Genomic DNA, 14,639 nt, shown 5'->3' with positions numbered 1-14,639 from the left:
GCAGCGTTCTGTGAACGAACACTGTTCGCCGGATAGTGCGGTGTTCTTAAGATATGTCGCATCCATCGCCAAAAACAAGATATGTCGTGAAAATGAGCGACGTTCGCCATGGTGAGCACTGTTCACCATGGCGTTACACTGATTTCATGAGTGACGAGCTGCCCGTGCTGCCCTGGGAGCGGTCGCGCCGGAGACCGGGCCCCGCCCGGATCCCGCTCACCCGTGACCGGATCGTCGATGCCGCCTACACGGTGCTCGACCGGGTCGGCCACGACAAGCTCAGCATGCGTCAGGTCGCGGCCGAGCTCGGTGTCGCGGTCTCCGCCCTCTACGCCCACGTCAGCAGCAAGGACGAGCTCCTCGAACTGATGTACCTGCGGATGTTCCGTGACTGGAACCCGCCGGAGCCGGACCCGGAGCACTGGCGCGAGCAGGTCAGGGAGTACGCCCGCACGGGACGGGCGAAGCTGCACGAGCACCGCGACATGGCCAGGATCGCGATGGCCGGGTTCCCCTTCAGCGCCGAGGCGTTGCCCCATCTGGACCGGCTCATCGGCATCTTCCGCGCGGGCGCCCTCCCCGATCGCCTCGCGGGCGCCGCGGGCGACGTGATCTCCACCTTCATGAACGGGTTCGCCCTCGAGGAGAGCATGTGGGAGAGCAGGCGGCAGGAGTCCTCCGACAGGGCCTGGGACCAGGAGTCGGACGAGGAGTCCTGGGAGAAGATCAAGGCGACGCTCGAGAGCTATTTCAGGGATCTGCCGCCTGACCGCTTCCCGAACCTGGTCGCGCTCTCGGGCACCCTGCTGGAGAAATCAAACGACGAACGGTTCGATCTCGGCATCGAGATCATCATCCGGGGTCTGGCGTCCTTCGCCGCGGAGAACGCGCGGACGGCCGCCCCACCTCCCGAGGCGGCTTCGGCGGAGGAGCCACAGAAGGCCCCTCAGAAGGCCTGACAGAGGCCCGGCAGAGGCCCGGCAGAGGTCCCCGGCACAGAGGGGCCCGGCAGAGGTCCCCGGCCCTCCCCGCGCCTCACCTCTCGGCGACGGGCCGAGCGCTCTCCGAGGGGTTACGCTGATCAGGTGCAGGCGACGGTACGGATCTTCAACGCGGAGACCAGGTCGGGATCGGTCTACTTGGACGACGGGACCGAGATCCCGTTCGACGCGGCGGCGTTCGACGCGGGACCGCTGCGGCTTCTCCGGTCAGGACAGCGGGTGAACATCGTCGTGGACGACGGCCGGATCACCTACATCACGCTGTCGACCTTCCCCACGCCGGGCTCCGCTTCGGCGTCCGGCCAGGGCCCGTCCCCCGCTCAGGCCCCCGCCTGAACCGGCCCCCTGACCGTCCCGCATCCTGCCCCCGGCGGGGCCCTGCCCCTTAAGGCCCCTCAAGGTCCCTCAAGGTCCCTCAAGCCCTGACCGCCCCGCGCCCTGACCCCGGTCCTGACCGCCCCCGGTCCTGACCGCCCCATGTCCGGGCCCGCCGCGCTGCCCGCGATCCGGCGTCCACCGGAAACGCCGTCGGCACAGGCGGGCGCCAGGACCCCGCGATGGGAACCCTGGCGCCCGGGCACGGCCCTACTTTTTCTTCGCGGCCTTCTTTCCCTCCACGTTGACGAGCTCCTTGAAGTCCGACCCTGGCCGGAACTTGGGCCCCCAGCTCTCGGCGACCTTGATCTCCGCGCCGGTCGAAGGGTTCCTGGCCGAGCGGGCGGGCTTGTGCACCATCTCGAAGGCGCCGAAGCCGGTGATGGAGACCTTGTCCCCGCTGGCGACGGCCTTCTGGATGGCGTCGAGCACCGCGTTCACGGCCTCGGTGGCGGTTTTCCTGTCGCCCACCCGATCCGCGATCGCGTCGACGAGTTCCTTCTTGTTCATAAAGGTTGCTCCCCCTGCTTACCGATGTCTGGGAGTGGGTCTTGAGGCACATAGCCCGTCTCACCCGATTTGTCACGGCCTGAGGTCTCAACAGAGCGAGAAACCCCTTGCCCGCTTGAAATTAAGGGACGGAGCCGTATGACTCAATCACCTTCCGCAATGTTTCCAGCACTTGGCGTATCTGAAACCAGAGCATCAAGGTCGAGAAGGAATAAATCAAGACGCCCCGCTGCATGGGGAAGATCGCGTTTGGCGAGGTCACAGATCGAAAGCAGGCGTCTGGCGAGGCGTTCCCGCTGTGCCGGGGGAAGGGGCAACGCACGGACGCGGCGGTGCGCATCGCGCAACCGCCGCGCCAGCTCGTCTTCTGAACGTGTCAGACGGTCGTCGGCAGCCATGGCTGCCGACCATTCTCGTATGTCTCGATGTCATCGGCGTTGCGGAGGGTCAGACCGATGTCGTCGAGCCCCTCCATCAGCCGCCAGCGGGTGTAGTCGTCGATCTCGAAACCGGCGCTCTCCCCCGCCCAACGCACCTGGCGTTCCGCCAGGTCGACGGTGACCTCCAGAGTGGGGTCGGCCTCGACCGCGGTCTGCAGCGCCTCGACCGTGGCCGCAGGAAGGACCACCGGGAGCAGGCCCATCTTGGTGGAATTATTACGGAAGATGTCGGCGAAACGGGCCGCGATCACGGCGCGGAAGCCGTACTGCTGCAGGGCCCAGACCGCGTGCTCGCGTGAGGAGCCGGTGCCGAAGTCGGGTCCCGCGACGAGAACCGAGGCGCCCTCATAAACGGGGTTGTTCAGGACGAAGTCGGGGTCCTCACGCCAGGCGGAGAACAGGCCCTTCTCAAAACCGGTCCGGCTGACCTGCTTGAGCCAGACGGCGGGGATGATCTGGTCGGTGTCGACATTGCTGCGGCGCAGCGGTACGGCCTGGCCGGTGTGGACGGTGAAGGCTTCCATCGTTGAGATCTCCTAGGCCAGGTCGGCGGGCGCGGTCAGTTTGCCGGTGACGGCGGTCGCTGCGGCGACCTGCGGAGAGACCAGGTGGGTACGGCCACCCTTGCCCTGGCGCCCCTCGAAGTTGCGGTTGGACGTCGAGGCGCTGCGCTCCCCGGGAGCGAGGGTGTCGGGGTTCATGCCCAGGCACATCGAGCAGCCCGCCTCGCGCCACTCGGCGCCCGCGGCCTTGAACACCTCGTGCAGCCCCTCCTGCTCGGCCTGGAGCTTGACCAGCATCGAGCCGGGGACGATCAGCGTGCGGGTGACGACCTGGCGTCCGCGCAGCACCTCGGCGGCGGCCCGCAGGTCCTCCAGACGGCCGTTGGTGCAGGAGCCGACGAAGACGGTGTCCACCTCGACCTCGCGGAGCGGGGTGCCGGCGGTCAGGCCCATGTACTCCAGCGCACGGGTGGCCGCCGCCGGGTCGTCGGTGTCCTGCGGGTCCGGTACGGCGCTGCCCAGCGGGGCGCCCTGGCCCGGGTTGGTTCCCCAGGTGACGAACGGGGTCAGGGCCGAGGCGTCGATCTCCACGATCGTGTCGAAGACGGCGTCCTCGTCGGTCGCCAGCGACTTCCAGTACTCGACCGCGGCGTCCCAGTCGTCGCCCGCGGGGGCGTGGGGACGTCCCTTCAGGTACTCGAAGGTGGTCTCGTCGGGGGCGATCATGCCCGCCCTGGCGCCCGCCTCGATCGACATGTTGCACACGGTCATCCGGCCCTCCATGGAGAGCTTGCGGATGGCCTCGCCGCGGTACTCGACGATGTAGCCCTGCCCGCCGCCGGTGCCGATCTTGGCGATGATCGCCAGGATCAGGTCCTTGGCGGTGACCCCGACGGGCAGCTCGCCCGAGACCTCGATGGCCATCGTCTTCGGACGGTACGCGGGCAGCGTCTGGGTCGCCAGCACGTGCTCGACCTCGGAGGTGCCGATGCCGAAGGCGATGCCGCCGAACGCGCCGTGGGTCGAGGTGTGAGAATCGCCACAGACGATCGTCATGCCCGGCTGGCTCAGACCGAACTGCGGGCCGATGATGTGCACGACTCCCTGGCCCGCGTCGCCCATCGGGTGCAGCCTGAGGCCGAACTCGGCGCAGTTCTTACGCAGCGTCTCGACCTGGGTGCGGGAGACCACGTCGGTGATCGGGCCGAGCACGGTCGGGACGTTGTGGTCCTCGGTGGCGATCGTGAGATCGGGCCGCCGGACGGGACGCCCCGCCATGCGCAGGCCGTCGAACGCCTGCGGGCTGGTCACCTCGTGGATGAGGTGCAGGTCGATATAGAGCAGGTCGGGCTCTCCCTCCGCACGTCGTACCACGTGCTGCTCCCAGACCTTCTCCGCCAGCGTGCGGCCCATGTCGCCTCCTTGCGATCGCTTCCCGCACCCACTTGCTTTCTCATATGTCGAGACGGCAGTATCGGTGTATGGACAACTCTAGCGGAGTCGGCGTACTCGACAAGGCCGTTCTCGTGCTCAACGCCCTTGAAGCCGGTCCGGCGTCCCTCGCCCAGCTCGTCCAGGCCACGGGCCTGGCCCGGCCGACGGCTCACCGGCTCGCCGTCGCGTTGGAGCACCACCGCATCGTCTCCCGCGACACACAGGGACGATTCGTGCTGGGCCCCCGGTTGTCCGAGCTGTCGACGGCCGCGGGCGAGGACAGGCTGCTCGCCGTCGCCGTTCCGGTGCTGACCCAGCTGCGGGACCTGACCGGCGAGAGCGCCCAGCTGTACCGGCGCCAGGGTGACGAGCGGGTGTGCGTCGCGGCCGCCGAGCGCGCCAGCGGGCTGCGCGACACCGTTCCCGTCGGTTCCGCCCTGCCGATGCTCGCCGGGTCTGCGGCGCAGATCCTACTGGCCTGGGAGGAGCCCGACCGCCTGCACCGGGGCCTGCGCGGGGCCAAGTTCACCGCGGCGACGCTGGCCAGCGTTCGCCGCAGGGGCTGGGCGCACAGCGTCGGCGAGCGCGAGCAGGGCGTGGCCAGCGTTTCCGCGCCGATCAGGGGGACTGGGGGCAAGGTCGTCGCGGCGGTCTCCGTCTCGGGCCCGATCGAGCGCCTGACCCGCACACCGGGACGGCTGCACGCCGCTCCCGTGGTCACCGCCGCCGAGCGGATCACCGAATCGATGCGACGCTCGAACTGAGCCGCGCGATATGGGGAGGCGAGCACCCTTGCGGCCCCCTAGGCTGGGTAGGTGACAGATCGCATCGAGGCAGCCGCCGCTGAACTGCGTCCCCTGCTCCAAAACTTCATCCTGTGGGCGCGTGAGAACGCGCCCGACAGCGATTCCAATCTGATCGGCCCCGTCGCCCTGTGGCACCGGCTGATCGCCTCCACCGACGTTGGCCGGTGGAAGCAGGATGACCTGCGCACGGTGCTGCTCGAGCGGATCCCCCAGGTCGTCGAGGACCCGGACGCCGCCGCCGACGGCATGGTGCCCGCGGTCCGCGCCTATCTGACCTTCCTTTCCGAGACGGGAAGGCTGGCCAAGGGCTCCGCCTCGCTTGAGGATCTGCTCGCCGAACTGGACCATCTCGAAGACGACTTCGTCGACACGATGGAGGACCTCGTCGCCGAGCAGGACGAATACGAGGACGAAGAGGACGAGGAGGACGAGGCCGACGGGCTGGGGGACTTCGAGCCGTTCGCGGACGAGCTCGCGGAGCTGTCCACGATCCGGCTCCGTCCCGACTCCGAGCTGGCCTCCGCCGCCCGGCAGGTCAGGTTGATCACCAAGGCCCGCGATCTCGCGGTGTGGGTCGGTTCCGAGCGCCAGGTCGGCGAGACGAGCCTGCTCACCGACTCCGAGATCACCGAGGCCCTGGGCGCCCTCGGGCTCCCCGTTCCCAAGACGGACGGCAAGTCGCTGGCCGACTCCGTGCCCGCGCTCTGGAATATCTGGAACCTCGCGATCGACCTGGACTTCCTCCAGCCGGAGGGCGAGGACACCGTCAGCGCCGACGCCGACACGGCCGAGTGGCCGTTCGAGGAGGACGACGACGTCCTGGACGCCTGGTTGGCCGGTCTGCACTCGATCGACTACGGCGACCCCGAGCTCGAGGACGAGGACGCCACGATCGCCCTCTCAGGACTCACCAGGGCGCTGCTGGTCAGGGTGCTCCTGGCAACCGGCTCGAAGGCGCTCGCCGACCTCCGTACCGAGCTGGCGGAAGCCGTCTCCGAGTACGACGAGCAGGGCGCGGAGGCCTGGGCCGCCGCGGTCGCGCAGTACGGCGACCCGCTCACCCCCGTGCTCGACTGGCTCGCCGGTTACGGCATGGTCGAGGTCGAGCATGACCAGGTACGGCTGACGCCGCTCGGCATGGAGGGCGTCGTCCACCTGGCGGACGACGCCGACATCGAGCTGGACGCCCGCCCCGCCATCGACGCGATGACGGCTCTGGACCTGCTCTCCTTCAGCGCGGAGCTGCCCGAGGAGGAGGCGGACGCCGAGTTCGCCGCCTGGATGGAGCTGCGTGAGCCCGACAAGGCGGCCAAGGAGCTGCTCGAGGCGGCGGCGGAGGACGACGCGGACGCCCTCGTCAGGGTGCAGGCGGCCAGCATGGTCGGCTCACTCGGCGAGATCGCGGTGCCCGCGTGGCAGGACGCCCTCGCCGAGCCGTCCCTGCGCCCCTACGCGGCGACGCACCTGGCCCAGCTCGGCGTCGAGGACGCTCCCCCGCCGACCCAGGCGGACACCCACTGGCTGATCCTCGACATGCTGACCATCTCGGCCGGCCTCGGCCGTCCCGAGTTCGTCAGCAGCCTGGACGACATCGGCAACGTGCCGAACCTCGTCAACCTGCTCGACGTGATCTGGAAGGTGCCGCACCCCCACCTGGAGGAGCTGCTGGAGGCGATCGGCAAGGCCCACCCGGACAAGCAGGTCGGCAAGGCGGCCAAGCGAGCCCTGTTCAAGGCCCGCTCAAGCCACAACTGACGCGATGACAGCGTGGCCTGGGCCGTCAGACGACGGCCCGGGCGTCCGCCAGGATCTCTGACAGGGCGGTGGCCAGTCCTTCGGCCCACGCCTCGTATCCCATCGCGGAGGGATGGAAGCCGTCCCTCGCGAAGAAGCCCGCCAGCTCGACGGGGACGTCGACGGCCACGTGCGTGACACCGTCCGCGCCCGCCGCGACCTCACGGATGACCCGGTCGAGGGCTCGCGCACGCAGACCCATGACCGTCCTGAGCGGCTGCGGCAGCGCGGGGAAGCGGCTCACCGGCGGCATGCCCGCCATCAGGATCGGCACGCCGGGAATCCGCTCTCTTACGGCCCCCACCAGCCCGCGGAGCTGGTGCCCGAACCGGAGTGGCCGGTTGAGTTCGAGAAGCTCATTGACCCCGAGCGCGACCACGACCGCGTCCGCGGCTTCGAGCAGCGGGACCAGCTCGGCGGCGGTCGTGCGGGTGTTGATGCCACTCCTGGCCACCACCTGCCAGCGCACCGGCCGCACGGCCCGTACGGCCAGCGCCCGCGCCAGGCAGCCGGCCAGCCCCTCCTCGTGGGTCTCGGCACCGACTCCCGCGGCCGTCGACTCACCGAGCACGGCCACCCTGAGCGCCTCTCTCGACCCTCGCCCCGAAACCGGCCCCGAAACCGGCCCTGAAACCGCCCCCGAAACCGGCCCGGAGACCGGCCCGGAGACCGGCCCCGGAACCGGCCCGGGGGGCGAGGCCGGGTTCGGTCCTTGCCCAGGGCCCAGGACCGTCCCGGCGCGCGGCCCTGAGGCCTCGGGCAACCTGGGCGTCCCACGCCGGACCCTGAGCCCCTGGACGGCCAGCACGGGGGCCAGGAGAAGGGTCAGGGGGGCGGCGAGCCGTACCGGCAGACCGGTCACCGGACGTCCTCGTGCCAGTCCGGCAGACCGGTCACCGGACGTCCTCGTGCCAGTCCGGCAGCGGCCGGTAGATCGCGACGCCCGCCTCCTCCAGCTCCTCGCGAAGCTTGAAGTACTCCTCGCCGAAGGGGTCGACGCCGTTGAGCGGCATGAGGCCGCGGCGGATGGCCAGGTCGTGCGGGGCGAGCCCGGCGGCCGTTGCGAGGTGCCGCTCAGCCGCCTCCTTGCGGTCGCGGCGGAACAGCCACGCGGCCAGCCTGGCGTGCAGCCTGGCCCGTCGCTCGTCATCCGTCGGGGGGAGCAGCCGCCTGGTCGTGGTCCCCGCGTCGCCCTCGACCACCCATCTGCGCAGGGCGGAGACGGCCCGCTCAGAGGACAGGCCGTTCATCGACCTGAAGGTGTCCGTGGCGGTCATGGTGTCCTGCGGCCTGGCGATCCGGCCCTCCTCGTCGATCCACACGACGGTCGGCACGTTGATCACGTTGTACAGCTCGGCGATCCGCCCGTCCGCGTCGACCACCGCGGGGTGGGTGACGTCCGCGAGCCACTCGGCTGCGTCCTCGGGGGCGCGGTCGAGGGAGACGCTGACCACGCTGAAGCCGTACTCGCCCAGCTCGCGGTGGAGAACCTCCCAGGCGGGCAGGTCGTAGCGGCAGCCGCACCACGACGCCCAGAAGACCAGCGCGACCTTGGTGCCGCGCAGGCCGGGCAGCGGGCCGAAGTCGGGGGCCCTGTCGAGCTCGGACTCGGCGGGCTCGCCGATCGCCACCACGCCCTCCTCCAGGTCGACCGCCGCCTGCCGTCCGAGAAGCTCCGCGAACTTGACCAGGTCAACGCCCTGCTCGGTCTCCGCGGCCGCAGCGCGGAACGACGGGATGCACGCGTCGCCCCTGCACCAGCCGTGCGGCTTGCGCTCCCAGCCGAGGATCGTCGTCCCGTGCGGCACGACCAGTGCGCCCACGCTCTCCTCACGCCCGTCCGCCAGCAAAGTGACCATCGCCAACCTCCCGCTAGATAGCACCACTCTCCAACTGTTGGGCAGCAACGCTATCCAACCAAGGGGTATTCCCGGGACGGGGTTCTCGGCGAGAAAAACAGAAAACCCCCGGAAGCCGATGCTTCCGGGGGTTCACCCATGTAGCCCCGACCGGATTCGAACCGGCGCTACCGCCTTGAGAGGGCGGCGTCCTAGGCCACTAGACGACGGAGCCTTGCAAAGATGACAGTGGTAGTCCCGACCGGATTCGAACCGGCGCTACCGCCTTGAGAGGGCGGCGTCCTAGGCCACTAGACGACGGGACCGCGAACACTGTCGTCGGATTCCAGTGAGACGGAATCCGCAGCAGCTCCCTAAGGAGCTGCAGCTGGGGTACCAGGACTCGAACCTAGAACAACTGAACCAGAATCAGCCGTGTTGCCAATTACACCATACCCCACCGCGCTTGACCCCCTTGCGGGGCTCGCTGGCGACTCCGAAAGAATAGCCCAGGTTGGGGGCCAAGGCCAAAACGATTGGCGGCCCCCCAATCCCGGCGGCGTCCCGCCCCTGCTCCGGGGTCGTCCCGGCGCTGTCTCAGAGCTGTCCCGGAGCTGTCCCGGAGCTGCCCACCGGCTGTCCCCGCGGCGTCATCTGCCCTCGGGAGAGCCACTGTGCGACGCTGCTGCAGGAGATCCAACGTCACGTGAGGAGCCCGCGCCTTGGCTGAGAACCCCTTCTTCGCCCCCAGCACGCTGCCCTACAAGTTGCCGGACTTCGCGAAGATCCGGGAGGAGCACTACCTGCCCGCCTTCGAGCACGGCATGGCCGAACAACTGCGGGAGATCGAGGCCATCGCCTCGGACCCCGCCCCGGCGACGTTCGCGAACACCGTCGAGGCGCTGGAGCTCTCCGGCCAGATCCTGCACAGGACGGCGACCGTCTTCTCCAGCGTCGCCGCCTCGGATGCGACCGACCGCATCCGGGAGATCGAGACGGAGATCTTCCCCAGGCTGACCAAGCACGGCGACGCGATCCGGCTGAACCGGCCGCTCTACGAGCGGATCAAGCAGGTCTCGACCGAGGACCCCGAGGAGGCGTGGCTGCTGGAGAAGTACCGCGTGGACTTCGTCAGGGCGGGCGCCGACCTGACCGAGACCGAGCAGCAGCGGCTCAGGGAGCTCAACGAGGAGCTGACCAGGATCGCCACCGCCTTCTCCCAGAACCTGCTGAAGGCCTCGACCGCCTCCGCGCTGGTCGTCGAGGACGCCGCGAAGCTCGACGGGCTCTCGGAGAGCACGATCGAGGCGATCGAGAAGGACGGCGAATACGTCCTTCCGCTGCTCAACTTCACCAACCAGCCCGCCCTCGCCGAACTGACCGACCGGGAGACCCGCAGGAAGCTGTACGAGCTGTCGGTGAACCGGGCACCGGAGAACTTCGGCCTGGCCGTCAGGCTCGCCGGACTCCGCGCCGAACGGGCCGCCCTGCTCGGCTACCCCGACCACGCCGCCTACTCCGTCGCCGACCAGACGGCCAAGACCACAGAAGCCGTCGAGGAGATGCTCGGCAAGTTGGTCGGCCCCGCGGTCGCCAACGCCCGCCGGGAGGCCGAGGCACTGGCGGAACAGGCCGGCTTCCCCATCGAGCCGTGGGACTGGTCGTTCTACGCGGAGAAGGTGCGCAAGTCACGCTATGACTTCGACGGCGCCGAGCTGCGGCCGTACTTCGAGCTGAACCGGGTGCTGCGGGACGGCGTCTTCCACGCCGCGGGCGAGCTGTACGGGGTCACCTTCACCGCGCGGGACGACCTGTCCGGCTATCACCCGGACGTTCGGGTCTTCGAGGTGTTCGACGCCGACGGCTCGCAGCTCGGCCTGTTCCTGTTCGACCCCTACGCGCGGCCCACCAAACGCGGCGGCGCGTGGATGAACAACCTCGTGGATCAGTCGCACCTGTTCGGCGACCTGCCGGTGGTGATGAACAACCTCAACGTCACCAAGCCCTCGCAGGGCCCGACGCTGCTGACCTTCGACGAGGTCACCACCGCCTTCCACGAGTTCGGCCACGCCCTGCACGGCCTGTTCTCCGACGTCCGCTTCCCCCGGGTCTCCGGCACCGAGGTGCCCAGGGACTTCGTGGAGTACCCCTCCCAGGTCAACGAGATGTGGGTGACCTGGCCCTCGGTCCTCGCCAACTTCGCCAGGCACCACGAGACCGGCGAGCCGGTGCCCGCCGAACTGCTGGAGAAGATGAAGGCCGCGGAGAAGTTCAACCAGGGCTTCGCGACCGTGGAGTATCTCGCCGCGGCGCTGCTCGACTGGGCCTGGCACAGGCTGGCCCCCGGCCAGACCGTCGAGGACGCCGAGGCGTTCGAGGCGGAGGCCCTGGAACGCGCGGGGATCGCCTTCGAGCTGGTCCGCCCGCGCTACCGGACCAACTACTTCGCACACATCTTCTCCAGCGGCGTCGGCGGCTACAGCGCCGGCTACTACTCCTACATCTGGAGCGAGGTGCTGGACGCGGAGAGCGTCGAGTGGTTCAAGGAGAACGACGGCCTCAGGCGCGAGAACGGCGACCACTTCCGGTCGACCCTGCTGTCAGTGGGCGGCTCCATGGACGTGATGGACGCCTTCCGCGACTTCAGGGGCCGCGACCCGCGCATCGAACCGCTGCTGGAGCGCCGCGGGCTCTGCTGATTGCGCCGCCTGGCGGCGTCGCGGGCTTGGGCGCCCCAGTGCCGGCGTCTTCCCTCGTCGCTCCTTCGCTCCTCAGTCCAGGGATTTGATGGTCTGGCGCAGCCACTGTTTCTCTGCGGTGCCTGTGGCCCTGGCGACCAGCAGCATGCCCTGGCGGAAGGGGTCGGAGACCTCCTCCGCACGTAGCGGCCTGCCGTCCTGGTAGAAGAATCCCGCCGGGGTCTCCAGGAAGTCGAGGCGGCGGCGGAGCACCCCGGCCTGGGCCGCCCGGTCGGGGAGCTGGGACAGGAAGGTCAGCAGGCCGAAGAAGCGGGTCTGGTCGCTGATGTCGAGGTCGGCGGGCTCCGCCAGCCGCCGCAGCAGTTCTCGCCTTCCCTTCGCCGTCAGGGTGAGAACCTGCCTGCGAGCCGCTCCCGCGCCCTCCTCCTCGTGCCGCTCCACCAGCCCGGCCTTCTCCAGACGGGAGATCGCCGGGTAGAGGGCGCCGTCGCTGACCGCCCGCAGGTGACCGCTCAGCTCGAGGATGCGGCTTTTGAGCTCATAGCCGTGCATCGGCCCCTCACCGAGAAGGCCCAGGATCGACAGGGTCAGGTCGCCACTTGCCATGGGCGGCATCGTATCGCTATACCTCTAAACGAGATAACTCGAAAAGAGGCATGAAGTGAAACTGATCCGCCTGGCCCTGCCCGTCTATGTGGAACTGCTGACCTCGGTGGTCGCGGTCAGCCTGATCGACCTGTTCTGGGTCTCCGGCCTCGGCGGTCAGGCGGTCGCCGCCGTGACGATCGCGACCACCACCGAATACCTCGCGCTCGGCGTCGTCCTCGCCGTCGGAACCGGGACGACCGTTCTGGTGGGCAGGCGTGACGGGCAGGAGCCGATCACCCCGGTGATCCGTACGGCATGGCTGCTGTGGGCGGCCGTGAGCCTGGCGGTCGCGATCCCCGGTGTGCTGCTCCGGGAGCCGCTCGCCCATCTCTTCACCGGCGACGCGGTGACGGCGAGCCTGACCGCGGACTTCTATCTGGTCTCCCTGGCCGGGATCCCCGTCTTCTACGCCCAGACGCTCGCTGACGGGATCTTCAAGGGGCGCGGGGACACCAGGACTCCCATGCGCGCCGCGCTGCTCTGCAACGCGCTGGTGGCCGCCCTGGACCCGCTGTTCATCTACGGGCTCGACTTCGGGATCCAGGGCGCGGCCTGGGCGACGGTCGCGGCCCGCGTGGCCGCGCTCGCCGTGTCCCTGACCCTCCTCGTACGGCGGGTGCCCCGTGACTCACGGGCGGGCGCGAGCCGCGCCGACGCTCTGGAGATCGTCCGCATCGGCCTGCCCATGTCGGGGGACTTCCTGGCCAGGGCGCTCGTCGGCATGCTCACGGTGGAGGTGGTCGGCGGGTTCGGGGTCGCGTCCCTGGCCGGTTACGGCATCGGCATGAAGATCATGCTGGCCGGGGTGATGGCCTTCTACGCGCTCCGCCAAGCCACGATGATCCAAACGGCCCGCTCAGGCGACGCGGGACCCGCCCTCGGGTACGGCCTGCTGGCGGGGCTGGCCGTCGCCGCGGTGCTGGCCCTCACCGCGCCGGTCGTGACGGGCCTGTTCACCCAGGACCCCTCGGTGGCCGCGACGGCCACCGACTTCCTGCGCTGGATGCCGCTGTATCTCGTCCCCTTCGGCGGCCTGATCGCCGTGGGCGGGGTGCTCCAGGCGAGCGGGAGGGGCGGCAGGCTGCTGGTCGCCACCCTGGCGGGTTTCGCGCTCCAGCTTCCCGCCGCCTACGCGCTCGGCTCCCTGGTGGGTGTCACCGGGGTCTGGCTGGCGATGGCGGCGGGAGCCGTGCTTGCTCTGTTGACGGCGACGCCCTCGGCGCGCCCGAACCGGTCTCGCCCCGGCTCAGGCTCGGGCGTCCTCGAGCCTGGCGAGCGCGGCGCGGATCCGGTCGACTGAGCGCTCCCTGCCGAGCGCCTCGATCGACTCGAACAGCGGCAGGCCGACGGTCCGCCCGGTGATCGCCACCCGGACCGGGGCCTGCGCCTTGCCGAGCTTGAGGCCGTGCTCGGCACCGACCTCCTCAAGCGCCACCTTGAGCGACTCGGGGTCCATGTTGACCGTCTCAAGACGGGCGAGGTAGCCGGTGAGGATCTCCACGGCGGAGGTCTTCATGGCCTTGTCCCACGACGCCTGGTCGAAGACAGGCTCGGGCAGGAAGAGGAAGTCGACGTTCGCCGTGATCTCGGACAGGACCGCGAGGCGGGTCTGGGCCAGCTCGGCGACCTTGGCGAAGGTCTCACGGTCCCAGTCGGGCTCGAGCCAGGGCTCGCAACGGGCGATGAAGGTCTCAAGCGGCAGCGCCCTGATGTACTCGCCGTTGAAGGCGCGCAGTTTCTTCTCGTCGAAGAAGGCGGGGGACGGATTGACGTCCTCCAGCTTGAACCTCGGCATCATCTCCGACCAGGGCATGATCTCCCTGTCCTCGCCGGTCCCCCAGCCGAGCAGCATCAGGTAGTTGACCATCGCCTCGGCGAGGTAGCCCTCGTCGCGGTAGGACTCCAGCGCGACCTTGTCCCGGCGCTTGGAGAGCTTCTGGCGCTTCTCGTTGACGATGACCGGCACGTGCGCCCACACGGGCGGAGTCACGCCGAGCGCCTCCCAGAGCAGCTGCTGCTTCGGCGTGTTCGACAGGTGCTCCTCGGCGCGGACCACGTGGCTGATGCGCATCTCGACGTCGTCGACCACGTTGGCGAGGACGAACAGCGGGGAGCCGTCGGCCCGCGCGATGACGAAGTCCTCCATCGCGTTGTTGGGGAACTCGACCGTGCCGCGGACCAGGTCCTCGATCACGGTGACGCCCTCGTCGGGGGTGCGGAAACGCACCGCGCCCTCGGTCAGGCCCCGGTCGCGGCAGAAGCCGTCGTAGCCCTGGTGCTCGGAGCCGGTGCGGGCCTTCACCTCGTCGCGGGTGCAGGTGCAGTAGTAGGCGCGGCCGTCCGCGGCCAGCTTGGCGATCGCCTCCCGGTGCTGCTCCTCGTAGGCCGACTGGAAGTAGGGCCCCTCGAAGACCGGGTTGTCGCCGTTGATGCCGATCCAGGCCAGCGCGGAGATGATGCCCTCCGTCCACTCGGGGCGGTTGCGCGCGGCGTCGGTGTCCTCGATGCGCAGCACGAACCTGCCCCCGGCCTGTTCGGCCAGCGCCCAGTTGAACAGCGCGGAACGAGCGCCGCCGACGTGGAACATGCCG

General features: G+C 69.5%; 14 protein-coding genes and 3 tRNA genes. 6 read left to right on the top strand and 11 right to left on the bottom strand.

Features of this window, described 5'->3' with window-relative positions; all coding sequences use genetic code 11:
• Positions 1-146: 146 nt before the first annotated feature.
• Together AB0395_RS17605 and AB0395_RS17600 are read left to right on the top strand one after the other, a co-directional pair.
• Positions 147-959 (top strand): TetR/AcrR family transcriptional regulator, encoded by an 813-nt coding sequence (locus AB0395_RS17605; protein WP_366281713.1) that lies wholly within the window; start codon positions 147-149, stop codon positions 957-959.
• 126 nt (positions 960-1,085) lie between these two features.
• The gene (locus tag AB0395_RS17600; protein WP_366281711.1) at positions 1,086-1,337 is read left to right on the top strand and encodes a hypothetical protein; all 252 of its coding nucleotides are present in this window, start codon (positions 1,086-1,088) and stop codon (positions 1,335-1,337) included.
• A 249-nt stretch (positions 1,338-1,586) separates the two neighbouring features.
• On the opposite strand, the gene AB0395_RS17595 is transcribed toward AB0395_RS17600, so the two are convergent.
• The 4 genes from AB0395_RS17595 to leuC all read right to left on the bottom strand — a co-directional run bounded on the left by AB0395_RS17595 (position 1,587) and on the right by leuC (position 4,242).
• On the bottom strand, positions 1,587-1,886 hold the full coding sequence (locus tag AB0395_RS17595) for an HU family DNA-binding protein (RefSeq protein ID WP_366281709.1): 300 nt from the start codon (positions 1,884-1,886) through the stop codon (positions 1,587-1,589).
• A 143-nt stretch (positions 1,887-2,029) separates the two neighbouring features.
• Positions 2,030-2,284 (bottom strand): hypothetical protein, encoded by a 255-nt coding sequence (locus tag AB0395_RS17590; RefSeq protein WP_366281708.1) that lies wholly within the window; start codon positions 2,282-2,284, stop codon positions 2,030-2,032.
• Positions 2,263-2,850 carry a 3-isopropylmalate dehydratase small subunit gene (leuD, locus tag AB0395_RS17585; RefSeq protein ID WP_366281707.1) on the bottom strand — a complete coding sequence of 196 codons (588 nt, stop codon included), beginning with the start codon at positions 2,848-2,850 and terminating at the stop codon, positions 2,263-2,265. The genes AB0395_RS17590 and leuD overlap by 22 nt, the downstream gene beginning before the upstream one ends.
• 12 nt (positions 2,851-2,862) lie before the next feature.
• A complete protein-coding gene (leuC, locus tag AB0395_RS17580; RefSeq protein ID WP_366281705.1) occupies positions 2,863-4,242 on the bottom strand; it encodes a 3-isopropylmalate dehydratase large subunit in 1,380 nt (459 codons plus the stop codon).
• Positions 4,243-4,310: 68 nt separating this feature from the next.
• Here leuC and AB0395_RS17575 point away from each other — a divergent pair, with 68 nt between their 5' ends.
• Positions 4,311-5,027 (top strand): IclR family transcriptional regulator, encoded by a 717-nt coding sequence (locus tag AB0395_RS17575; RefSeq protein ID WP_366281704.1) that lies wholly within the window; start codon positions 4,311-4,313, stop codon positions 5,025-5,027.
• A gap of 51 nt (positions 5,028-5,078) precedes the next feature.
• Entirely contained in the window at positions 5,079-6,824 is a 1,746-nt protein-coding gene (locus AB0395_RS17570; RefSeq protein WP_366281703.1) for a hypothetical protein, read from the top strand.
• 25 nt (positions 6,825-6,849) lie between these two features.
• Here the strand turns inward: AB0395_RS17570 and AB0395_RS17565 are convergent, their stop codons facing one another.
• From AB0395_RS17565 to AB0395_RS17545, 5 genes are all read right to left on the bottom strand, one after another.
• On the bottom strand, positions 6,850-7,725 hold the full coding sequence (locus AB0395_RS17565; protein ID WP_366281702.1) for an SGNH/GDSL hydrolase family protein: 876 nt from the start codon (positions 7,723-7,725) through the stop codon (positions 6,850-6,852).
• Between the two features lie 31 nt (positions 7,726-7,756).
• Complete coding sequence (locus tag AB0395_RS17560; protein WP_366281701.1) at positions 7,757-8,722, bottom strand: TlpA disulfide reductase family protein; 966 nt, start codon at positions 8,720-8,722, stop codon at positions 7,757-7,759.
• A gap of 141 nt (positions 8,723-8,863) precedes the next feature.
• Positions 8,864-8,936, bottom strand: a tRNA-Glu gene (locus AB0395_RS17555).
• A gap of 15 nt (positions 8,937-8,951) precedes the next feature.
• Positions 8,952-9,027: transfer RNA gene (locus tag AB0395_RS17550), tRNA-Glu, on the bottom strand.
• Positions 9,028-9,089: 62 nt separating this feature from the next.
• Positions 9,090-9,161 (bottom strand) — tRNA-Gln (locus tag AB0395_RS17545).
• Positions 9,162-9,423: 262 nt separating this feature from the next.
• On the opposite strand from AB0395_RS17545, the gene AB0395_RS17540 reads away from it, so the two are divergent.
• A complete protein-coding gene (locus tag AB0395_RS17540) occupies positions 9,424-11,400 on the top strand; it encodes a M3 family metallopeptidase (RefSeq protein ID WP_366281700.1) in 1,977 nt (658 codons plus the stop codon).
• A 72-nt stretch (positions 11,401-11,472) separates the two neighbouring features.
• Here AB0395_RS17540 and AB0395_RS17535 read toward each other — a convergent pair whose 3' ends face one another.
• Positions 11,473-12,006: a PadR family transcriptional regulator gene (locus AB0395_RS17535; RefSeq protein ID WP_366281698.1), complete on the bottom strand. Its 534-nt coding sequence runs from the start codon at positions 12,004-12,006 to the stop codon at positions 11,473-11,475.
• Positions 12,007-12,061: 55 nt separating this feature from the next.
• Here AB0395_RS17535 and AB0395_RS17530 point away from each other — a divergent pair, with 55 nt between their 5' ends.
• Positions 12,062-13,348, top strand: coding sequence for an MATE family efflux transporter (locus AB0395_RS17530; RefSeq protein ID WP_366281696.1), 1,287 nt, complete (start codon positions 12,062-12,064; stop codon positions 13,346-13,348).
• On the opposite strand, the gene gltX is transcribed toward AB0395_RS17530, so the two are convergent.
• Positions 13,295-14,635, bottom strand: coding sequence for a glutamate--tRNA ligase (gltX, locus tag AB0395_RS17525; RefSeq protein WP_366281751.1), 1,341 nt, complete (start codon positions 14,633-14,635; stop codon positions 13,295-13,297). The genes AB0395_RS17530 and gltX overlap by 54 nt on opposite strands.
• Positions 14,636-14,639 lie beyond the last annotated feature (4 nt).

Origin of the sequence: Streptosporangium sp. NPDC051023, from assembly GCF_040689595.1 — a bacterium.
Lineage (GTDB): Bacteria > Actinomycetota > Actinomycetes > Streptosporangiales > Streptosporangiaceae > Streptosporangium.
This window is presented reverse-complemented; position numbering and strand designations above follow the sequence as displayed.